This window comes from Streptomyces sp. CNS606 (assembly GCF_000426325.1).
In genome coordinates, this window is sequence record NZ_KE384521.1 from 796,583 (window position 1) to 816,776 (window position 20,194).

The following is a 20,194-nucleotide window of genomic DNA, read 5'->3' on the forward strand; positions in this document are numbered from 1 at the left end:
GCTCACGTCGGGTGGCCGGAGGGGCTCGTCAGTACCGGAGGCCGTGGCCGAAGGGGTAGAGGTCCTGGTCGGGGTCGTCGAGGGTGGGGATGGAGACGGGCAGCTTGCCCCGCGGGTCGAGCTTGCCGAACAGTGCGCGGGCCACTGCGTCCAGCGACGGGGCGCCGTAGGAGTAGGTGGCGAGGTAGGCGCCCACGTCCGGGAAGCGGCGGATGTCGTACGGGTTCCGCACCGCGACCGCGACGACCGGGGTGCCGGTGGCGCGCAGCGCCTCGACCAGCTTGGCCTGCGCGACGCCGCCCTCGCTGCCGGCTGCGGCCGCGTTGGCGGTGACGACGACCAGGTCGGCGTCCTCCGCCGCGGCGACCGTCTCGGCGATGACCGCGTCGGACGGGCGGGTGCCGGTGTCCTTCGCGGTGGCGGTCTGCCCGGTGTGCCCCGACACGGCCTCCGCGAGCGTCGTGGTCGTCGAGGCGCCCCAGCCGGCCACCAGCACCGAGCGCTGCGTCCCGGTCGACAGCGGCAGCACGCCCTCGTTGCGGACCAGGGTGATGCTGTGGTCCGTGATCTCGCGGGCGGTGGACAGGTGGCGACGGCGTCCGACGACGCGTTCGGCGCGGCCCTCGCTGACGTACGGGTTGCCGAACAGGCCGCGCCGCAGCTTGTGCAGCAGTACCCGGCGCAGCGAGGCGTCGATGCGGTCCTCGGAGATCTCGCCGGACCGCACGGCGTCCAGCACCGCGGCGAAGGCGGTGTCCAGGTCGGGGGCGAGCACCAGTTGGTCGCAGCCGGCCTGGAGGGCGCGCACGGGCGCGACGTCCGGCGGGAAGTCGTCGGAGGCGCCGCGCATGTCGAGCGCGTCGGTGACGATCAGGCCGTCGAAGCCGAGTTCCTCGCGGAGCAGGCCGGTGATGATCGGCTGCGACATGGTCGCCGGGACGCCGCTCGAGTCGAGCGCCGGCACGACGATGTGCGCGGTCATGATGGTGTCCACGCCGCGCCGGATCGCGGCGCGGAACGGCGGCAGGTCGATGCTGTCCAGCTCCGCGCGGGTGTGCGTGATGACCGGCAGGCCGTAGTGCGAGTCGGTGTCGGTGTCGCCGTGGCCCGGGAAGTGCTTGGCGGCGCTGGCGACGTCGCCCCGGTGGTAGCCGCGCACGCCCGCGCCCACCATGTCGGAGCACAGGTCCGGGTCGGAGCCGAACGAGCGGACGCCGATGACCGGGTTCTCCGGGTTGATGTTGACGTCGGCGACCGGTGCGTAGTTCTGCGTGATGCCGACGGCGGCGAGTTCGGTGCCGATCACGCGCGCGGAGTCGTGCGCGTCGCCGGTCGAACGGGTCGCGGCCAGCGCCATGTTGCCCGGCATCATCGTCGCCGGCTCGGTGAGGCGGTAGACGACGCTGCCGCCCTCCTGGTCGACGGAGATGAGCAACGGGACGCGGCTGGCGCGCTGGAGGCCGTTGGAGAGGCCGGCGATCTGCCGGGGGTTCTGCACGTTGTCCGGGCCGCGGCGGGCGTCGAAGTAGATGACGCCGCCCGGCCGGTACTTGGCCAGCACCTCGGCGGGCGTGTCGACGCCGTACAGCTCGCGGTTCCTGGGGTGTGCGGTGTCGGCGGTCCGGCCGTAGACCTCGACGACGAAGAGCTGGCCGACCTTCTCCTCCAGCGACATGCGCCGGGTCAGGCCGTGCGCGCGCCGCTGCGCGGCGCGTTCGGCCTCGCTGCCGGTGGGCGCGGCGGTGGCGGTCTGCGCGATGCCGAGGGCGGCCACGGCGCCGGCGGCGCCGGCCAGAGTCTGTCTACGGGAGGGCTGCTGCATCGGAATCGGAACGCTCCTCACATGGGCGGCGGTTGGCCTGACGGCCTGGGACTCGGGGGGTTGGGGTGGTGCGGGTCGGGTGGCGAAACGGACTGCGAGGACGGCACATCGTTGCAGCGCCGGGCGGGCGGGTACCAGACGCCGCGCGGACCTTTAGTGGTACAGACCAGTGGCGCGGCGGATGGCGCATGCATCCCCAAGGCGGGGGTAAGGACTGCCAGACAGCCCCGAAACCCGAGTGGGGGGTGACGGAACGTGCGTACGTTCCTGTCCCGCATCACGAACACGGAACAGAGCAAACCGAGCAGAGCCGGCGCCGCGAAGGCCCGGGCCGGCGGCGCGAGCGCCAAGAAGTCCGCCAAGGGCGGGCGTGCGAAGGCGGGCGGCGGATCGCGCCCGGGCGCCAGGACGAGGCCGGGCCGGAAGTCGGGCGCCTCGACAGGTGCGAAGGCCGGCGCGAAGCGCCGTCCGGCGTCCGGCGGCACGGCCACGGGGGCGGCCGGAATGGCCGGCGGTCTCCGCCGCTGGTGGACCGGCCGGGAACACGAGCCGGGGAAGACCGGCGGCGCCGCGCAGCGGACGTCGAAGTGGAGGGCGGAGCGGAAAACGGAGCGGGAGCAGGACGCCGCGAAGAGCGCGCCCGCGTCGCGCTCCGCTGACGAACGCCGCGGCCCGTCCGGGTTCGTGCGCGTGCTGGCGATGCTGCTGGCGTTCGCCGGGATGGTCGCCTTCGCGGGCGTGCTGTCGCGGCTGACGCTGGAGCCGTCGGCGGCGTCCGCGTCCATCGCGCACACCAACCTCGAACCGGGCTCCTCCATCCAGGCCTACCTCTCGCAGCCGGCGTTCCAGGACACCGTCAAGCAGCTCGGCGGCAACATCGTGCTGGGCATACCCTTCGGTCTGCTGCTGCCGGTGCTGGTCCCGCGTGCCCGCGGTCTCCTGCGCGTCACCCTGGCCACGGCGGTGGTGATGCTCCTCGTCGAACTGGTGCAGGGGGCGCTCATCAACGGGCGGGCGTTCGACGTCGACGACGTGATCCTCAACTGCAGCGGTGCACTCCTCGGCTACCTGCTGCTCGGCCGCCGGCTGGGTCTTGCCGTTCACCCGCCGCGCCGCCGCTGGTGGCAGCGGATGACGGGGCGTCCGGTCGTGGACTGAGCAACCGGGCGGCGCACGGATCCCGCAGTGCCGTCGCCCGTGTCGCCCGCCGTCCTCCGGCTGCTTCCCGGGTTCGCGCTCCGGCCGCCACCCCGGGCCGATGCGTGTACACCGGGGCGCGCTCCGGCCTACCATGGTCAATGCCGCGCTCGTACGCACCACCGGGAGCCGCCATGAGCCCGAGAGCAGGCCCCACCGGACGTCCGCCCGCGCGCCCCCGCCGCCGTACGGTCCCGGTTTCCGCGGCCCTCGTGACGTTCGCCGTCCTCGTGCTGACCCTCGGGCTGGCCTCCTGCGGCACCGCCGACGGGTCCGCGGACCGCGTCTCGCGGGCCGCCGGCGTGGCGGCGTGGACCGACGCCCGGACCGGCGTGCTGGCTGTGGAACGGCAGGCGGACGCCCAGCTCGGCGCCGCCGCCGAGGCCGCGCGCACCGGCGCCGCCGACGCCGCCGAACGGGCGGCTGCGGAGCAGGCGCGCCGGGCTGCGGTCGAAGCGCAGGGAGGCGCGGGGCAGCCCGCCGCCCGCCCCGGAGGTCCGGCGGCCGACGAACCCGCGCAGTGCACCACCCGGCCCGAGGACCGGGCGGCGTGCACCACGCCGGAGGGCGCCGAGGTCACGCCCGGTGGCGGCGACGTCGACGGTGACGGCGTGTTCGAGCCGCACGAGCCGGTCGGACCCGGATACAAGGACCCGCGCGCCTACGACGGCGGGCCCACGTCCGGCGAGACGCAGTGCCAGTGGGCACGCGAGCAGGGCTACGGCTGCTGACACGACGCGAGCACCGCCGGGGAACGCGGAGCGTTCCACGGCGGCCCGCACCGGAACGGACCGGATCGTCGCCCGTCAGAGGGCGTGGGCCCGCACGTCGGAGACCGCCTTGCGGGCCGCCACCAGCACCGGGTCCCACACGGGGGAGAACGGCGGCGCGTACCCCAGGTCCAGCGCGGTCATCTGCTCCACCGTCATCCGCGCGGTGAGCGCCACCGCGGCGATGTCGACGCGCTTGCCCGCACCCTCCCGGCCGACGATCTGCACGCCCAGCAGGCGGCCCGTCCGGACCTCCGCGAGCATCTTCACGTGCATGGGAGCGGCGCCGGGGAAGTATCCGGCGCGGCTGGTGGCCTCGACCGTCGTGGAGACCCAGCGCAGGCCGAGTTCGTCCGCCTGCTGTTCCAGCAGGCCGGTACGGGCGATCTCCAGGTCGCACACCTTGCTCACCGCCGTGCCGACCACGCCCGGGAACGTGCCGTAGTCGCCCGCCACGTTGGCGCCGATGATCTGGCCGTGCTTGTTGGCGTGCGTGCCCAGCGCGATGTGCCGGGTGCGGCCGGAGACCAGGTCCAGCACCTCGACGCAGTCGCCGCCGGCCCACACGTCCGCCCGGCCGCGCACCCGCATCGTCGGGTCGGTCAGCAGCCCGCCGGAGTCGCCCAGCGGCAGGCCGGCCGCCTCGGCGAGCGAGGTCTCGGGCCGCACACCGAGACCCAGCACGACGACGTCCGCCGGATACTCGCCCTCCTCGGTGGCGACCGCGCGGGCGCGTCCCCGGCCGTCGGTGAGGACGCCGGTGACGGCCTCGCCGGTGCGCACGTCCATGCCCATGCCGCACATGGCCTCGCGCACCAGTGCACCCATGTCGGGGTCGAGGGTCGTCATGGGCTGCTCGGCCCGGTCCAGCACGGTGACGCGGTAGCCGCGGCGCACCAGGGCCTCCGACATCTCGACGCCGATGTACCCGGCGCCGACGACCACGGCCCGGGGCTGCCGCCCGGCCGGTGCCCCGGACTCCTGCTGCTCCAGCGCCTCGAACAGTGCGGTGCCGTCCTCCAGCGACTGCACGCCGTGCACACCGGGCGCGTCGATCCCGTCCAGCGGGGGGCGCAGCGGGCGCGCGCCGGTCGCGAGGACCAGCTTGTCGAAGCCCGTCCACTGCCCGCGCCCGTCCCGGTCGCGGGTGCGGACCCGCTGACCGTCCAGGTCGAGCTCGGTCACCTCGGTGTGCAGCCGCAGGTCGATGCCGCGCTCGCGGTGCTCCTGCGGAGTCCGGGCGATCAGATGGTCCCGCTCGTCGACGTCGCCGCCGATCCAGTACGGGATGCCGCACGCCGAGTAGGAGGTGAAGCGGCCGCGTTCGAAGGCGACGATCTCCAGTTCGTCCGTCTTCCGCAGACGCCGTGCGCGGGACGCGGCGGCCATTCCGGCCGCGTCGCCCCCGACGACGACGAGTCGTTCGGCCGCCATCAGCAGCGGCCCGCGGGCGGGCACGGCCGCGTGGACTCGGGCACGACGCTCATCACCACTCCCGTGCTGGGGATCGTTGCCGACGTGGTCAGCGTACCCAGACCGTCAGCGGCTACGGCTCGCGTACGAGTGGGCGGGTCGCACGTGCCGCCGCCGGTCGTCGTCGCACGGGAGGACCCGGCCCCCCCCGTGGTGGTGCCGGGTCCTCGACTGCGGTCGCGGCGCGGGCGTCAGTGCATCGCGGCCAGGACGGGGGCGTCGTCCGGGGAGCCGTCGTCCTTCCGGAGCTCGTCGGAAGAGGTGACGGGCGTGCCCTGGCCCCGGGTGGTGACCAGCGTGACGGCGAGCGTCGCGGACGTCAGCAGGATGCCCACCGCCCACCAGATGGCCGTGGTGTAGCCCTCCACCATGCCCTGGAGCCGCACCAGTTGCTGCGCCTGCGGCGAGGCGCCGGCGGCAGCGATGTGGTCGGCGACCCAGGCGGTGGTGGTGCCGGCCGCGATGGTGTTGAGCAGCGCGGTGCCGATGGCTCCGCCGACCTGCTGCGAGGTGTTGACCATCGCGGACGCCACGCCGGAGTCCTGGGCGTGCACCCCGAGGGTGGCCAGCGACATGGCGGGCATGAACGCGGTCCCCATGCCGAGGCCCAGCAGCAGCTGAGCGGGAAGGATCAGCGCCACGTACGAGCTGTCCGTCTCGAGCTGGGTCAGCAGCAGCATGCCGAGCGAGGCGACGAGGAAGCCCGGGCCCATCAGCAGCCGCGGCCGCACCCGGGTCATCAGCCGGGCGCCGATCTGGGTCGAACCGGTGATCATGCCCGCGATCATCGGCAGGAACGCGACCCCCGTCTCGACCGGCGAGTAGCCCTTGACCACCTGGAGGTAGTAAGTGAGGAACAGGAACAGGCCGAACATCGCGATCACCGCGAGGCCGAGCGAGAGGTAGACCCCGCCCCGGTTGCGGTCGGCGACCACGCGAAGCGGCAGCAGCGGTGCACGGACCCTCGACTCGACCCAGGCGAACGTGGAGAGCAGCACGGCCGACGCGACGAAGAGGGCGACGGTCAGGCCGTCGGACCAGCCGTCCGACTCGGCGCGGGTGAAGCCGTAGACCAGCGAGACCAGACCCAGAGTGGAGAGCAGCACGCCGGGAACGTCCAGCGAGGAGTGGTTCCGGGCGGCGGACGGTTCGCGGATCACGGCCAGCGCGCCGAGGGCGGCGATCGCGGCGAAGGGGATGTTCACGTAGAACGTCCAGCGCCAGTCGAGGTACTCGGTGAGGACCCCGCCGAGGATGAGGCCGATCGCGCCCCCGCCGCCGGCGATGGCGCCGTAGATGCCGAACGCCTTCGCCCGCTCCCGGCCGTCGGTGAACATCACGGCGAGCAGGGACAGCGCGGCCGGTGCCAGCAGGGCGCCGAAGACGCCCTGGAGGGCGCGGGCGCCGAACATCATCGCGGGCGTCACCGCGGCTCCGCCCAGGGCGGAGGCGGCGGCGAAACCGATGAGGCCGGTGACGAAGGTGCGCCGACGGCCCCACAGGTCGGCGACGCGGCCGCCGAACAGCAGCAGACCGCCGAACGCGAGGGCGTAGGCCGTGATGACCCACTGCCGGCTGCCGGACGAGATGCCGAGGTCCGTCTGGGCGGACGGGAGCGCGATGTTCACGATGGTCGCGTCCAGTACGACCATCAGCTGGGCGAGGGCTATGAAGGTGAGCGCTTTCCAGCGCCGGGGATCGGCTGTGCGATCGGCTGTGCCGGGGGAATCAGGCATGGGTGGGCCGCCTCACGGTGCGAGAGAGAAGTGGAGGAAGGCGAAACGGGTGGTGCGGAGGAGTGGCGAGTGGCGAGGGGGAGTGGTGGGAGGGAGTGGGAGCCGGACGGGCGGGTCGGAGGTCGTGAACGGGCGCAGGGCTACGGACGGGGCCGGGCCGGGGAACTCATCGCCCGGCGCGACGGATCACGTCGCCCGGCCGCATGCGGCACTGCGCAGGTCGTCGAAGGCGGCCGGCGTGCCGGTCAGCGGGGAGCCGGCCGGCGCACGCAGCCCGTCGAGGAAGATCTGCAGGTGGCGGTGGACGAAGCCGCGGATCTCCGGGCAGCTGGTGCCGGGCAGCGGGCGGGCGAGCTGGCTCAGCGCGAGCATGAGGTCGCCGAGACCGACGTCCGGGCGCAGGGTGCCGGCGCGCTGCGCCCGTTCCAGCAGGTGCGAGGCCGCGGTCTCCAGCCGGTTGCGCGCGGTGCGGAGTGCGGGGTCGTCCGGGTCGAGGTGGTCGGTGAGCAGGGGGCAGAGGGCGCCGATGCGTTCCTCCGCCGCGTCGAAGACGAAGCGGCGGAGCGCATCGAAGGTGTCCGGCTCCGCCGCGAGGGCCGCCGCGCGGTCCGCGATGCGTTCGGTGACGGTGCGGACGACGTGGTGGATCAGCGCGCCGCGGTCGGGAAAGTGCCGGTAGAGCGTGGCGTTTCCCACCCCGGCGTCCCGGGCGATCTCGTCGAGTGGCGCCTCGGGTCCGTACTGGACGAACGCCTCGCGGGCGGCGTCGACGATCCGCTCCCGGTTCCGTACGGCGTCGGCGCGCAGCCGGGTGCCGCCGGTGCCGCGCGTGGCGTGTGCGGGGGCTGTCATGGCGGGCTGTGCTCCTTCCGTCCCGGGGCCGGGAACCGGAGAGGTGCTCCCCGGTTCTGGGTACGCCTGTGTAAACGGGGACGCGGTCCCCGGTTATTTCCGTTGAGTCCTGTGACCTGCTTCACGGCGGCGACGCTCCTCGAAGTCCTTCGCGGTCTTTGAGGACCGGAACCGTCCGCGGAGCTTCCTAGGCTGGCCGCATGCTGCGACCCACCCTCGCCCAGCGCCGTGCGCTCCTGGCCCGCCGCCACCTGCTCGCCCCCTCCGTCCGCGCCGCGACGACCGAGCAGGTCACCCGCGCCCTGCTCGCCCTGCACGCCACCGACGCCGCCACGGTGACCCTCAGCGCCTACGCCCGTCTCGCGGCGCCGGACCTCGCCGACGTGGAGCGAGCGCTCTACGAGGACCGCACGCTGCTGCGGATGCACTGCATGCGCCGCACCCTGTTCGTCGTCCCGGTCGAGGACGTGCCGCTCTACCACTTCTCCACCACCCTCGACGTCGCCCGCCGGGAGCGGGCGTCGCTGCTGCGTCTGCTCCGCGGCGCGGACACGCCGTGGGACGCCGCCCGGCTCGCCGCGGCCGAAGAGGAGGCCGTGGCGGCGCTGCGGCGCCTCGGCGAGGCCGGCGCGACCGAGATCTCGGCTCAGGCGCCCCTGCTCGGCGAGATGATCACGCTTTCGCCGGGCAAGCGGTACGAGGCGCGGCAGCGCGTCGGGGGCTGGGTGCTGCGGCTGCTGGCGATGGACGGCCGCGTCCGCCGCGGGCGGCCCCTGGGCGGCTGGACCTCCGGCCGGTTCCGCTACGGGCTCGCCCCGGAGATGGCCCCGAGGGACCCCGCCGAGGCCAGGGCGGAGGTGGTGCGTCGCTGGCTCGCCTCCTTCGGGCCGGGCACCACCGACGACGTGAAGTGGTGGACGGGCTGGACGGTCACCGCCGTACGCCGGGCGCTGGCCGACGTCGGCGCCGTCGAGGTCGCGCTTGCTGAGGGGCAGGGCTGGCTGCTGCCCGAGGACGTCGAGACTCTCGCCGGTGCCGGTGCCGGTGCCGGTGCCGGTGCCGGTGCGGGGGAAGTGGAGCCGTGGGCGGCACTGCTGCCCGGCCTCGACCCGACCACCATGGGCTGGAAGCACCGCGACTGGTACCTCGACCCCGGGCACCGGTCGCTGCATTTCGACACCAACGGCAACGCCGGGCCGACGGTCTGGTGGAACGGCGAGATCGTCGGCGGCTGGGCCTGCCGGCCCGACGGCGAGGTGGTCTGGCGGCTCCTGGCCGACCGGGGTGCCGAGGCGGCCGCCGCGGTCGAGGCCGAGGCCGCCCGACTGCAGGGATGGCTGGGCGAGGCGCGTTTCGTGCCCGCCTTCCCCACCCCGCTGGCCCGCGAACTGACCCACGGCTGAGCAGCCCGCCGGGCGCGCCGACCGGGCCGGTGACCGGCGCGGCGGGGCCTACAGCACCTTCTCGAAGCGCTCCACGTCGTGGTAGCGGCCGAACTTGCGGCCGGCCTCACGGTAGAGCCCGCACCGTTCGAAGCCGAACCGCCGGTGCAGCCGGACGGACGCCTCGTTGGGCACCGTGATCCCCGCGTACGCCCGGTGCAGGTCCTCGCCCTCCAGCACCTCGAAGAGGTGCTGGTACAGCAGGGTGCCGAGCCCCCGCCCGCCCGCGTCCGGGGCGACGTAGACCGAGCACTCGATCGAGGTGGCATACGCCGCCTTGGGCTTGAAGGGGCTGCTGTGGGCGTACCCGAGCAGCCGCCCGGGCGCCCCCGGTCTGTCCGGTGCATGACCATCGCGGTGCCGGGCAACCAGGAGACGGTGTGGGCCGTCCTTACGGTGGGACAGCAGCCACGACCGACGTTGCTCGGGGCTGAAGGGCGCGGTGTCGAAGGTGATCGCGGTCTCGCGGACGTAGTGGTTGTAGAGGTCCGTGAGCGCTTCGAGGTCGCTCTCGTCCGCCGCCCTGACCAGGATGTCGGAGCCCTGTGTCACCGGATCTCCCTTCTGTGTGGCGAGGCAGGGTACTGCATGATCGGAAAAATGATGCGCGTTGTGGGAATTCTGTCCTGATTCCCGTCGTTGTTTCCCTCGGATGCGGGAACTCGCCCAGGGCCCGGTCCGCCCACTGATTCGCAGTCGAACACGCTAGGGAGCACGCATGGCAACCCGTGCCGTCGCCCGTCGTTCCGCCGCCACCACCGACGCCACCGACACGACCGCCAGGGTCCGCGCCGGAGGCGGCGAGGTGGCGGACCGCGACCTGGTCGGCATGTACCTGGATGAGATCGCCCGCACCCCGCTGCTGGACGCGGAGAAGGAAGTCCAGCTCTCCCTCGACATCGAGGCGGGCGTCTATGCCGGCCGGATACTCGACGGGTTCGAGGAGCCGGTGTCCCAGGACGCGCCGAGCGCGACCGCGGACCGGGCCGAACTGGAGGTGCTCGTCGCCCAGGGCGAGCGCGCCAAGGACGTCTTCATCCGCTCCAACCTGCGTCTGGTGGTGGCCGTCGCCCGGCGGTACCCGCGCAGCGGCCTGCCCCTGCTCGACCTGATCCAGGAGGGCAACGCCGGCCTGGTGCGCGCCGTCGAGAAGTTCGACTACCAGAAGGGCTTCAAGTTCTCCACGTACGCGACGTGGTGGATCCGACAGGCCATCACCCGGTCCATCGCCGACCAGTCCCGCACCATCCGGCTGCCCGTGCACCTGGTGGAGGAGCTGGGGCGCATCCGGCGCGTGCAGCGCGAGTTCAACAAGGAGCACGGCCGTGAGGCGGAGCCCGCGGAGGTGGCCGGCGAACTCGGGTCCACCCCGGAGCGGGTCGCCGACGTGCTGGACTGGGCCCGCGATCCGGTCAGCCTCAACATGTCCGTGGACGACGACGGCGAGACCCAGTTCGGCGACCTGCTGGAGGACACCTCCGCGCACTCGCCGGAGGACTCGGTCCTCACCCTGCTGCGCCGCGAGGAACTGGACGGCCTCATCGGCCGGCTCGACCACCGCACCGCCTCCATCATCAAGGCCCGGTACGGGATGGTCGACGGACGCGAGCGCACCCTGACCGAGGTCGGCAAGCAGCACGGACTGACCCGGGAGCGCATCCGGCAGATCGAGAAGCACGCCCTGCTGGAACTGAAGAAGCTCGCCCACGACACGGGCTTCGACGCGGCCGCGTAACGACGCCGTCGCGGAGGCCGGGCGCCCCGCCGGGTGCCCGGAGCACGCGAGGGCGTCGCATCCGGCGCGCAACCGCGCATGCTGCCGGTCCGCCGGGCAACGGAGCCCGTGGTTCAGCTCTGGCCGTACAGGTCCGTGTAGGAGGGGAACAACCCGCCCGGACCGTCCACCGTCTCGGCTGCCAGCGCGGCCCGCACCACTGCCCGCGTCACGACGTCCGCCCCCGCGGACAGCACCTCGTTCAACCGGGCCTCCTCCACCTCGTGTTCGCCGGTCGCCAGGGTGAACACGGTGTCCCCGTCGTGCAGCAGGTGCACCGGACGGATCGCCCGCGCCAGGCCGTCGTGCGCCGTGCCCGCCAGCTTCTGCGACTGAGCCCGCGTCAGGCGGGCGTCCGTACCCACAACCACGAGGGTGGTGTTCAGCGGCGGCCGCACCGAGCCGGCCCAACGCCGTTCGGACTCCTCGCGCGCCGTCTCCATACGCCGCAGCGCCTGCGCATGCAGCTCCGGCGGCGGAACGGCGGCGGAGCCCGTCCACAGCTCGCCGTAGAGCACCCCGGACGAAGCGTCCGTCAGGGAGCCGACGGCGTTCACCACGACCAGCGCGCCGACGGTCACACCTGACGGAAGCAGCATGCTCGCGGTGCCGGTGCCGCCCTTCATCCCTCCGGCGACCGCGCCCGTCCCGGCGCCGACGTTCCCCTGCTCCGGGACCTCCGGCTCGGCGGATCCGCCTCCGTCCGGCCGTCCCGTCCGGCTCGCGGCCGCCGCCTCGACCGCCTCCCGCCCCAGCTCCGCGTCCGGCCGGGCCCGCCAGTCGCCGCCGCGGCCCAGGTCGAAGAGACAGGCCGCCGGCACCACCGGAACCACCTGGCCCGGCTCGGGACCGATCCGGAATCCGCGGTCGTGTGCCTCCAGCCAGGACATCACCCCGGACGCGGCGTCGAGCCCGAAGGCGCTGCCACCGGTCAGCACGACCGCCTCGACCCGCTGCACGAGGTTCCGCGGGTCCAGGGCGTCCGTCTCGCGGGTGCCCGGGCCGCCGCCCCGCACATCCACCGCCGCGACCGCCCCGCCCTCGGGCGCCAGCACCACGGTCGTGCCGGTCAGCCGACCACCTCCGGTCCGCCGGGCGTGGCCCACGCGCAGGCCGTTCACATCCGTCAGGGAGTCCATGACCGACCTGGATACCAGCACCGGGGGCCGGTGGCCGTGCCCCGGCCCGCGCCCGGAGTGGCGGGAGCCTGCGGAGCGCCCCCGTACCCTGGTGGCATGACGGACAGCGCAGCACGGCCGGACGGGCCGGACGCCCCCCAGCCCCCGACGGCGCTGGTCTTCGACGACCCGCTGGGCCGGACCTCCCAGGACGACGGCGACGTGGGCTGGGGCGACCGCCCCGCCTCCGGCGGCGGAGCCGCGGACCTGGCCCGATTCCTGGACGAGAAGCCGCCCCACCACCTCTGACCGGCCCCGCGGACCGCCGGCGGGGGAGCAGCAGCCGCGTCTCCCGGGCCGGCCTGCGCGCGGTCTCCTCCCGGGCCGGCCGCTACTTCCTGTCGGTCGCCACCCCGTCGCCCGCGGCGTCGGCGTTGCGCTGCGCGGCGACCTTGCCCGCCGCGTCGTCGGCCGAACCGTCCCGCTGGGCCACCAGCAGGTCCCGGATCTCCTTCAGCACGTCCACCTCGGTCGGGCCCGCCGGGGCCGGGGCGGGGGCCTGGGCCGCCTGCCGTTCCTTGTACCGGTTCATCGGCAGGACCATCAGGAAGTACACGACCGCGGCCGTGATCAGGAAGGTCAGCGCGGCACTGACCACTCCGCCCCAGCTGATCGGGATCCCGGAGAGCACGTCGCCGGTCGCCGGGTCCACCTGGCAGTCGCCCTGCAGGCAGATCCGGTACTCGCTCAGGTCCTTGGAGCCGAGCGCGCCCACGACCGGGTTGATGAAGCCCTTCACCACCGAGTCGACGACCTTGGTGAAGGCCGCGCCGATGACGACGGCGACGGCCAGCTCGACCACGTTGCCCCGCATCAGGAAGGTCTTGAACCCGCCCACGACGCCTTGCTTCTCGCTCAACTGACTGCCTCTCCTCGCCCACGCTCACCGACAGGGAACGCCCGACACGGTGCCTGAGCGGCGGTGGCGCTGTCCAGCCGCGGTCACCCCTGGTCAGCACAATGTCACCGCCAGGGGTGAAACGGCGGCGGTCCCGGCGAGGTCGGTCGCCGTGTCCCGGGACACCTCCAGCACGACCAGGCCGCCGCGCTCCGGCGAGCCGCCGACGGGCGGGCCGGCGTCGGACGGGTCTGTCGCCGGGCGGGGAGGCACCGCCTTGACCAGCGCGCGCCGGGTCACGATCCGGGCGCCGGAGACCTCGGTCGCTCCGTCCGCGAGACCTCGGGCGCGTACGGCCCCGGTCGCGATCACGTCGACCCGGTCACCGGGCCGCAGCAGCTCCACGGCGGCCGCGTCGGCGATGCGCACGGGCGCCGCGACCGTACGGCCGGCCGGCCCGGGCTGCGGCGCCGGGGCGCCCGGGGCGTCGCGCCGCTCCACGGCCGCGCCCGCCGGGACCCCGGCACCCGTCCCGGGCGGGGACGGCTCCGTACGCGCCGCTGTCAGTGAGGCGCAGGCGGCGGCCACCGCCAGCCCGGCTGCCAGGAGGCGGCGCGGAGGGCGCAGCGCACGCCGCAGCGCCGGGCCACGCCGTCTGCGTCCCCGGCCGGCGAGGACCGGCGGGAAGTCCGCGACGCCGCCGCGTGGGGGCACCGCGGAGTCGGAGCAGCCCGGTGGCGCAATCGACGGGTACGTCCCGGCGGAGTGGGCGGGGAGCGAGGCACAGGATGAGGACATGCGTCACCACCTGACGTGGTCGGCCGTGAGAGGCGTGAAAGCCGTGAGAGCCGTACGAAGCCCGGTGCTTCGTACGGCTCTCACGGTGCACGATCACGGCGCGTCTCGCCGGAGGCTGTGGACGACGCGGGACCTGTGGACGACTCCGTCCCCCACAGGAGCGATGCAGTGCCTCACCCGCCGCACGAGCCCCGCCGCACACAGTCCGGAGGCGGATGCGCCTCGGTCGCCTCAGGGCAGCTTGATCCCCGGGTCCATCCCGTCCAGGGAGCGCCCGCACACGCAGTCCTGCTCGGCCGGCAGCAGCCCGACGGCGTCGAACAGCACCTCGCGCAGCCGCCCCACGTTCTCGCCGAAGACGCGCAGCACCTCCTCGTGGGAGACGCCCTCGCCGGTCTCGGCACCCGCGTCCAGGTCCGTCACCAGGGTCATCGAGGCGTAGCAGAGCCCGAGTTCACGGGCCAGGACGGCTTCCGGGTGACCGGTCATGCCGACCACCGACCAGCCCTGGGAGGCGTGCCAACGGGACTCGGCGCGGGTGGAGAAGCGCGGCCCCTCGACGACGCAGAGCGTGCCTCCGTCGACGGGCTCCCAGGCGCGTCCGCGCGCGGCGGACAGCGCGGCCTGACGGCCGTGCTCGCAGTAGGGGTCGGCGAATCCGCAGTGCACCACGTTCGGCTGCGAGCCGTCGGGCAGCGGTTCGCCGTCGAAGAACGACTGCACGCGGTTCTTCGTGCGGTCGACGAGCTGATCCGGGACCAGCAGCGTTCCGGGCCCGTACTCCGGGCGGAGGCCGCCCACCGCGCACGGGGCCAGTACCTGGCGCACGCCCGCGGACCGCAGCGCCCAGAGGTTCGCGCGGTAGTTGATGCGGTGCGGCGGCAGGTGGTGCTTGCGGCCGTGGCGGGGCAGGAAGGCGACGCTGCGGCCGCTGATCTCCCCGAGGAACAACGAGTCGCTCGGCGGGCCGTAGGGCGTGTCGACGGTGACCTCGGTCACGTCGTCGAGGAAGGAGTAGAACCCGGACCCGCCGATGACGCCGATCTCTGCTTGTGCGGTCATGCGGCTCACCCTACGGTTCCGCCGCGCTCCCGGTCAGGCCGCGGAGGAAGGAGCAGGGGACTTCGCAGAGCTCTTGCCGGAGCCCTTGTCCTTCGAGCCGCTCTTGGCGGAGGAGTCCGCGGAACCGGACGACGTGTCCGAGGAACCGTTCGAGGACGAGGACGAGGACGAGGCCGTGCTGCCCGACGAGGAGCCGCGGCTGTCGTTCCGGTAGAAGCCCGAGCCCTTGAACACGATGCCGACCGCCGAGAACACCTTCTTCAGGCGTCCCTTGCAGCCCGGGCACTCGGTCAGCGAATCATCGGTGAACTTCTGCACCACCTCGAGGCCATCGCCGCACTCGGTGCACTGGTACTGATACGTCGGCACGTCTTTCCTCCTGGCACTCTTCCCTGTGGAGTGCTAACGACGCTCCATCGTGCAGTATTTCCGTCCCGTAGTCCACCGCGCGCGCACCGGACATGGATCACAGAACGGCCGCGCACGGACGTCGCAGGGGCGTCGGGCCACGGGCCGCGGGCCACGGTCACGGGCCGCGGTGCCCCCCGGGGCGCCCGGTCCTGCGTCCGCCGGTCAGCGGTCCCCGGCCGCCGTGCTGCCGCCCGTGCCGAGCCAGCCCGCCAGCTTGCCGCCCCGGCTCACCGCGAGCAGCCGTCGCTCCGCCGCGTCCCGCACCGCGTCCGTGGTGACGACCAGCAGGTCGTCGCCGTGCCGCAGCACCGTGGACGGCAGCGGCACGAAGCTCGTGCCGGCCCGCACCACCAGGGTCACCGCCGCGCCGGGAGGCAGCCGCAGCTCCGTGACCTCCACGCCGTGCATCCGCGACGTCTCGCCCACGCTCATCGACAGCATGTGGCCGCGCAGCCGCTCCAGCGGCGCCGACTCGAGGTCGATGTCCGCGGGCCCGCGGGCCTCCTCCAGCCGGAGTCTCCGCGCGACCCAGGGCAGTGTCGGGCCCTGGACCAGGGTGAAGATCACGACCAGCACGAAGACGATGTTGAAGATCCGCTCGCTGCTGGGCACTCCGGCGACCATCGGGATGGTGGCCAGCACGATGGGCACCGCGCCGCGCAGCCCGGCCCAGGAGAGCAGCGCCTGGTCCTTCCAGGACCACCGGAACGGCAACAGGCCGACCACCACCGACAGGGGCCGGGCGACGAGGGTCAGCGCCAGTCCGACGGCGATCGCCGGCAGCACGTCGTCGCCCAGGTCGTGCGGCGTGACCAGCAGCCCGAGCAGCACGAACAGGCTGATCTGCGCCAGCCACGCGACACCGTCGGCGAAGCCGCGCACGGCCGGGCGGTGCGGGAGGCTGGCGTTCCCCAGCACCAGCGCGGTGATGTAGACGGAGAGGAAGCCGCTGCCGTGCAGCGTGGCGCCGCCCGCGTAGGAGAGGACGCAGAGCGCCATGACCGCGATCGGGTAGAGGCCGGACGCCGGCAGCGCCACGCGACGCAGCCCGAACGCGCCGAGGCGGCCCACCAGGATGCCGGTGACCGTGCCGATCGCCAGCTCCATGACGATCGTCGCGATCAGCACGTACCAGCTCTGTGGCTCGTGTTCGAGAGCGGAGAGGGCGACGACGAGGATGACCACCGGTGCGTCGTTGAAGCCCGACTCGGCCTCCAGTGTGCCGGTGATCCGCTGCGGCAGCGGCACCCTGCGCAGTACGGAGAAGACGGCCGCGGCGTCGGTGGAGGACACCACGGCGCCGATGATGAGGGCGAGCCGCCACTCCAGCCCGATGAGGTAGTGCGCGGAGACGGCGACCACCCCGACGCTGACCGCGACGCCGACCGTGGCCAGCGTGGCGGCCGCGGGGACCGAGCGCCGGATGTCGCGCCACTTGGTGCCCAGTCCGCCCTCGGCAAGGATCACGACGAGAGCGGCGTAGCCGAGGGTCCGGGTGAGTTCGGCGTCCTCGAATTCGAGGCCGAGCACGTCCTGGCCCATGAGGATGCCGATCCCGAGGTAGACCAGCAGGCTGGGCAGGCCCGTGCGTGCCGACAGCCGCACCGCGGCCATGGCGAGGAGCAGGACGGCGGCGCTGATCAGCATGATCTGGTTGAGCTGCTCGACAGTCAGGGGCCGCTCCTCCCACTCGTTCGTTTGAGTAGCTAACAATTTACCATCGCTTGACCGTCGGCCGGCTGCCCGGGGCCGGTGCCCCGGACCGCCTTCCGCCGGTCGGGCCCCGAACCGCACGACACCCTCTTCCAGGTCCGCGCGGCCCGCGGACACCGTGCGCCCGGTGGCACCGGCACCGGCAGTGGTGGCGCGACGCGCGACGTCCCGCGCCGGAGCCCGGTGCCGGGGGCTCGGAGCCGGGGTCCTCTCCCATTCTCGGCGCCAGCGCCCCCGCACGCGCCCAGACTTGCCCTCTGTGCTGACTCCCTTTCGGAGCCGTCACCGGCTCGGCCTATGGTTGCTCCAGCAGTCGAAGGATCACCCCTGCGCTCGAAGGACAGCGATGCCCGCCAAGAAGCCCCCACGACGCGCCCGCCTGATCGTGATCGCAGTCGTGCTGCTGCTCGTGGCAGGCATCGGTTACGGCACCTACTGGAGCGTCGGCACCGTCCGCAACTCCTTCCCGCAGACGACGGGTTCGCTGAAGATCGACGGCCTCTCCGACCGGGTCACCGTCAAGCGCGGCGAGCACGGCGTTCCGCAGGTCTACGCCGACAGCGCGCACGACCTGTTCATGGCGCAGGGCTTCGTACACGCCCAGGACCGGTTCTGGGAGATGGACGTCCGCCGCCACACCACCTCCGGCCGGCTGTCGGAGCTGTTCGGCGAGAGCCAGGTGCGTACCGACGCCTTCCTGCGCACGCTGGGCTGGCGCGAGGTCGCCGAGCGCGAGTTCGAGAAGCTGGACCCCGACACCAGGGCCTACCTCAAGGCCTACGCCGACGGGGTCAACGCCTACCTCGCGGACAACAAGGGCTCCGAACTCTCCGTCGAGCACGCCGCGCTGAACCTGGACAACGGCTACGAGCCCGAGCCGTGGGACCCGGTCGACTCGGTGGCCTGGCTCAAGGCCATGGCGTGGGACCTCCGGGCCAACATGGAGGACGAGATCGACCGGGCGCTGATGACCACCCGGCTGTCCCGCGAGGAGATCGAGGACCTCTACCCGACCTACCCGTACGACCGCAACCGCCCCATCGTCGAGGGCGGCACGGTCGGGGAGGCCACCGGCGAGTTCCTGCCCGAGGGCGCCCCCGCCCCGGGCACCGACCCCGGCACCGCCGCGAACCCGGGCACCGCCGCGAACCCGGGTGCCGCGGGCACGCAGCAGGCCGTCCAGGGCGGTCGCGGCGCGCTCACCTCCGTCGCCGAGGCGCTGGAGAAGGCCCCCTCGCTGCTCGGCCCGAGCGGCAGCGGCATCGGTTCCAACTCCTGGGTCGTCTCCGGCGAGCACACCACCACCGGCAAGCCCCTGCTCGCCAACGACCCCCACCTCGCCCCGCAGCTGCCCTCCGTCTGGACCCAGATGGGCCTGCACTGCCGCAGCGTCACGAAGAAGTGCCCGTTCGACGTCTCCGGCTTCACCTTCTCCGGCATGCCGGGCGTCGTCATCGGCCACAACCAGTCCATCGCCTGGGGCCTGACCAACCTCGGCGCCGACGTCACCGACCTCTACCTCCAGAAGATCGAGGACGGGAAGTACCTGTACGACGGGAAGCAGGTCCCCTTCACCACCCGGCGCGAGGTCATCAAGGTGGCGGGCGGCGAGGCACGAGAGATCACCGTCCGCGAGACGAACAACGGCCCGATCGTCTCCGACTTCAACACCGAGGCGACCACCGTCGGCGAGGAGACCCCCGTCGAGGCGTCCGCCCCGGACCGCGGCGACGGCTACGCCGTGTCCCTGCGCTGGACGGCGCTCAAGCCCTCGCGCAGCATGGACGCCGTCTTCGCGCTGAACAAGGCGACGAACTTCGAGGAATTCCGGTCCGCCGCCCGGCTCCTGACCGTCCCGGCCCAGAACCTGATCTACGCCGACACCGAGGGCAACATCGGCTACCAGGCCCCCGGCCGCATCCCGATACGCGCCGACGGCCACTCCGGCCGCTACCCCGCCCCCGGCTGGGACCCCGACTACCGCTGGACCGACTACGTGCCGCAGTCCGCGCTGCCGTGGGAGTACAACCCGGACCGCGGCTACATCGTCACCGCCAACCAGGCCGTCGTGGACCAGCGCGACTACCCGTACACGCTGACCCAGGACTGGTCGTACGGCGTGCGCAGCCAGCGCATCGACGACCTCATCCGCTCCAAGATCGAGGACGGCGGCAAGGTCTCCATGCAGGACATGCAGGAGATGCAGACGGACAACAGCAGCGAGATCGCCAAGCTCCTCGTCCCCTACCTGCTGAAGATCGACGTCGAGGACGCGTACGTGCGCGAGGCGCAGGAACTGCTGCGCGGCTGGGACTACACGCAGGACTCCGACTCGGCCGCGGCGGCGTACTTCAACGCCGTCTGGCGCAACGTCCTGATGCTCGCCTTCGGCGACAAGCTGTCCAAGGAGGTGCGCGTCGAGGACGACTGCCTGTGGGTGCCGCCGGCCGACGAGTCCGCGCCGCTGGAGGACCTGGACGGCGACAGCGCACTCGTGCGCGAGTGCGGACAGCGCGACGCCGACTCGGCGCAGCCGGACGGCGGCGGCCGCTGGACCGAGGTCGTGCGCGGCCTGCTGGACCAGCCGGACAGCGCGTGGTGGAAGACCCGCGGCACCGACCGCAACCCGGGTGCCACCGGCCGCGACGAACTCCTCGCCGAGGCGCTCGAGGACGCCCGCTGGGAGCTCACCTCCGAGCTCGGCAAGGACATCGACACCTGGAGCTGGGGCCGCCTGCACCGGCTGATGCTCAAGAACCAGACGATCGGCACCGAGGGCCCGGGCTACCTCCAGTGGCTGCTCAACCGGGGCCCGTGGGACCTCGGCGGCGGCGAGGCGACCGTCAACGCCACGGGCTGGAACGCGGCCGGAGGCTACGACGTGAGTTGGGTCCCGTCCATGCGCATGGTCGTCAACCTGGACGACTTCGACGAGTCGAGCTGGATCAATCTCACCGGCGCCTCCGGCCACACCTACCACCCGCACTACGTCGACCAGACCGACCTGTGGGCGGAGGGCGAGCAGCTTCCCTGGGCGTACGGCGACCGGGCGGTGGAGAAGGGCACCGAGGACAAGATGGTCCTCATGCCCTGACCCCCGGCCGGGACGCTGGACACGCCCCGGCGGT

General features: G+C 73.2%; 17 protein-coding genes. 6 read left to right on the forward strand and 11 right to left on the reverse strand.

Annotation, left to right across the window (positions count from 1 at the left end):
- Positions 1-28: 28 nt before the first annotated feature.
- Positions 29-1,822 carry a glycoside hydrolase family 3 protein gene (locus K304_RS0124340; protein WP_027765841.1) on the reverse strand — a complete coding sequence of 598 codons (1,794 nt, stop codon included), beginning with the start codon at positions 1,820-1,822 and terminating at the stop codon, positions 29-31.
- A gap of 504 nt (positions 1,823-2,326) precedes the next feature.
- Here K304_RS0124340 and K304_RS0124345 point away from each other — a divergent pair.
- A complete protein-coding gene (locus K304_RS0124345; RefSeq protein ID WP_486591792.1) occupies positions 2,327-2,980 on the forward strand; it encodes a VanZ family protein in 654 nt (217 codons plus the stop codon).
- 173 nt (positions 2,981-3,153) lie between these two features.
- Positions 3,154-3,750, forward strand: a complete 597-nt coding sequence (locus K304_RS0124350) for a hypothetical protein (RefSeq protein ID WP_158687420.1) — start codon at positions 3,154-3,156, stop codon at positions 3,748-3,750.
- Between the two features lie 75 nt (positions 3,751-3,825).
- On the opposite strand, the gene K304_RS0124355 is transcribed toward K304_RS0124350, so the two are convergent.
- The 3 genes from K304_RS0124355 to K304_RS31060 form a co-directional block, all read right to left on the reverse strand.
- Entirely contained in the window at positions 3,826-5,223 is a 1,398-nt protein-coding gene (locus K304_RS0124355; RefSeq protein WP_199779679.1) for an FAD-dependent oxidoreductase, read from the reverse strand.
- Between the two features lie 230 nt (positions 5,224-5,453).
- Positions 5,454-6,998 (reverse strand): MFS transporter, encoded by a 1,545-nt coding sequence (locus K304_RS0124360; RefSeq protein ID WP_027765845.1) that lies wholly within the window; start codon positions 6,996-6,998, stop codon positions 5,454-5,456.
- Between the two features lie 186 nt (positions 6,999-7,184).
- Entirely contained in the window at positions 7,185-7,850 is a 666-nt protein-coding gene (locus tag K304_RS31060; RefSeq protein ID WP_037791565.1) for a TetR/AcrR family transcriptional regulator, read from the reverse strand.
- A gap of 200 nt (positions 7,851-8,050) precedes the next feature.
- Between K304_RS31060 and K304_RS0124370 the strand changes: the two genes are divergently transcribed.
- Positions 8,051-9,253 (forward strand): winged helix DNA-binding domain-containing protein, encoded by a 1,203-nt coding sequence (locus tag K304_RS0124370; RefSeq protein ID WP_027765846.1) that lies wholly within the window; start codon positions 8,051-8,053, stop codon positions 9,251-9,253.
- Between the two features lie 48 nt (positions 9,254-9,301).
- On the opposite strand, the gene K304_RS0124375 is transcribed toward K304_RS0124370, so the two are convergent.
- The gene (locus K304_RS0124375; protein WP_027765847.1) at positions 9,302-9,844 is read right to left on the reverse strand and encodes a GNAT family N-acetyltransferase; all 543 of its coding nucleotides are present in this window, start codon (positions 9,842-9,844) and stop codon (positions 9,302-9,304) included.
- Positions 9,845-10,010: 166 nt separating this feature from the next.
- Between K304_RS0124375 and K304_RS0124380 the strand changes: the two genes are divergently transcribed.
- Entirely contained in the window at positions 10,011-11,027 is a 1,017-nt protein-coding gene (locus K304_RS0124380) for a sigma-70 family RNA polymerase sigma factor (RefSeq protein ID WP_027765848.1), read from the forward strand.
- 113 nt (positions 11,028-11,140) lie between these two features.
- Here the strand turns inward: K304_RS0124380 and K304_RS0124385 are convergent, their stop codons facing one another.
- The gene (locus tag K304_RS0124385; protein WP_051308777.1) at positions 11,141-12,205 is read right to left on the reverse strand and encodes a P1 family peptidase; all 1,065 of its coding nucleotides are present in this window, start codon (positions 12,203-12,205) and stop codon (positions 11,141-11,143) included.
- Positions 12,206-12,301: 96 nt separating this feature from the next.
- Between K304_RS0124385 and K304_RS0124390 the strand changes: the two genes are divergently transcribed.
- On the forward strand, positions 12,302-12,493 hold the full coding sequence (locus K304_RS0124390; RefSeq protein WP_027765850.1) for a hypothetical protein: 192 nt from the start codon (positions 12,302-12,304) through the stop codon (positions 12,491-12,493).
- Positions 12,494-12,575: 82 nt separating this feature from the next.
- On the opposite strand, the gene mscL is transcribed toward K304_RS0124390, so the two are convergent.
- The 5 genes from mscL to K304_RS0124415 form a co-directional block, all read right to left on the reverse strand.
- Complete coding sequence (mscL, locus tag K304_RS31065) at positions 12,576-13,103, reverse strand: large conductance mechanosensitive channel protein MscL (RefSeq protein WP_051308778.1); 528 nt, start codon at positions 13,101-13,103, stop codon at positions 12,576-12,578.
- Positions 13,104-13,196: 93 nt separating this feature from the next.
- Positions 13,197-13,880 (reverse strand): RcpC/CpaB family pilus assembly protein, encoded by a 684-nt coding sequence (locus K304_RS0124400; protein WP_027765851.1) that lies wholly within the window; start codon positions 13,878-13,880, stop codon positions 13,197-13,199.
- A 231-nt stretch (positions 13,881-14,111) separates the two neighbouring features.
- Positions 14,112-14,942 (reverse strand): S-methyl-5'-thioadenosine phosphorylase, encoded by an 831-nt coding sequence (locus K304_RS0124405; protein ID WP_037791567.1) that lies wholly within the window; start codon positions 14,940-14,942, stop codon positions 14,112-14,114.
- 33 nt (positions 14,943-14,975) lie between these two features.
- Positions 14,976-15,311: an FmdB family zinc ribbon protein gene (locus tag K304_RS31070; protein ID WP_037791569.1), complete on the reverse strand. Its 336-nt coding sequence runs from the start codon at positions 15,309-15,311 to the stop codon at positions 14,976-14,978.
- Between the two features lie 204 nt (positions 15,312-15,515).
- Positions 15,516-17,066 carry a potassium/proton antiporter gene (locus K304_RS0124415; RefSeq protein ID WP_027765853.1) on the reverse strand — a complete coding sequence of 517 codons (1,551 nt, stop codon included), beginning with the start codon at positions 17,064-17,066 and terminating at the stop codon, positions 15,516-15,518.
- Between the two features lie 346 nt (positions 17,067-17,412).
- On the opposite strand from K304_RS0124415, the gene K304_RS0124420 reads away from it, so the two are divergent.
- Positions 17,413-20,160 carry a penicillin acylase family protein gene (locus K304_RS0124420; RefSeq protein WP_027765854.1) on the forward strand — a complete coding sequence of 916 codons (2,748 nt, stop codon included), beginning with the start codon at positions 17,413-17,415 and terminating at the stop codon, positions 20,158-20,160.
- The last annotated feature ends 34 nt before the right edge of the window (positions 20,161-20,194 follow it).

What these genes read in the sequence shown, in the direction of transcription:
- K304_RS0124340 (WP_027765841.1), bottom strand. Translation starts at nt 1,822, where the DNA reads ATGCAGCAGCCCTCCCGTAGACAGACTCTGGCCGGCGCCGCCGGCGCC.
- K304_RS0124345 (WP_486591792.1), top strand. Translation starts at nt 2,327, where the DNA reads ATGGCCGGCGGTCTCCGCCGCTGGTGGACCGGCCGGGAACACGAGCCG.
- K304_RS0124350 (WP_158687420.1), top strand. Translation starts at nt 3,154, where the DNA reads ATGAGCCCGAGAGCAGGCCCCACCGGACGTCCGCCCGCGCGCCCCCGC.
- K304_RS0124355 (WP_199779679.1), bottom strand. Translation starts at nt 5,223, where the DNA reads ATGGCGGCCGAACGACTCGTCGTCGTCGGGGGCGACGCGGCCGGAATG.
- K304_RS0124360 (WP_027765845.1), bottom strand. Translation starts at nt 6,998, where the DNA reads ATGCCTGATTCCCCCGGCACAGCCGATCGCACAGCCGATCCCCGGCGC.
- K304_RS31060 (WP_037791565.1), bottom strand. Translation starts at nt 7,850, where the DNA reads ATGACAGCCCCCGCACACGCCACGCGCGGCACCGGCGGCACCCGGCTG.
- K304_RS0124370 (WP_027765846.1), top strand. Translation starts at nt 8,051, where the DNA reads ATGCTGCGACCCACCCTCGCCCAGCGCCGTGCGCTCCTGGCCCGCCGC.
- K304_RS0124380 (WP_027765848.1), top strand. Translation starts at nt 10,011, where the DNA reads ATGGCAACCCGTGCCGTCGCCCGTCGTTCCGCCGCCACCACCGACGCC.
- K304_RS0124385 (WP_051308777.1), bottom strand. Translation starts at nt 12,205, where the DNA reads ATGGACTCCCTGACGGATGTGAACGGCCTGCGCGTGGGCCACGCCCGG.
- K304_RS0124390 (WP_027765850.1), top strand. Translation starts at nt 12,302, where the DNA reads ATGACGGACAGCGCAGCACGGCCGGACGGGCCGGACGCCCCCCAGCCC.
- K304_RS0124400 (WP_027765851.1), bottom strand. Translation starts at nt 13,880, where the DNA reads ATGTCCTCATCCTGTGCCTCGCTCCCCGCCCACTCCGCCGGGACGTAC.
- K304_RS0124405 (WP_037791567.1), bottom strand. Translation starts at nt 14,942, where the DNA reads ATGACCGCACAAGCAGAGATCGGCGTCATCGGCGGGTCCGGGTTCTAC.
- K304_RS0124420 (WP_027765854.1), top strand. Translation starts at nt 17,413, where the DNA reads ATGCCCGCCAAGAAGCCCCCACGACGCGCCCGCCTGATCGTGATCGCA.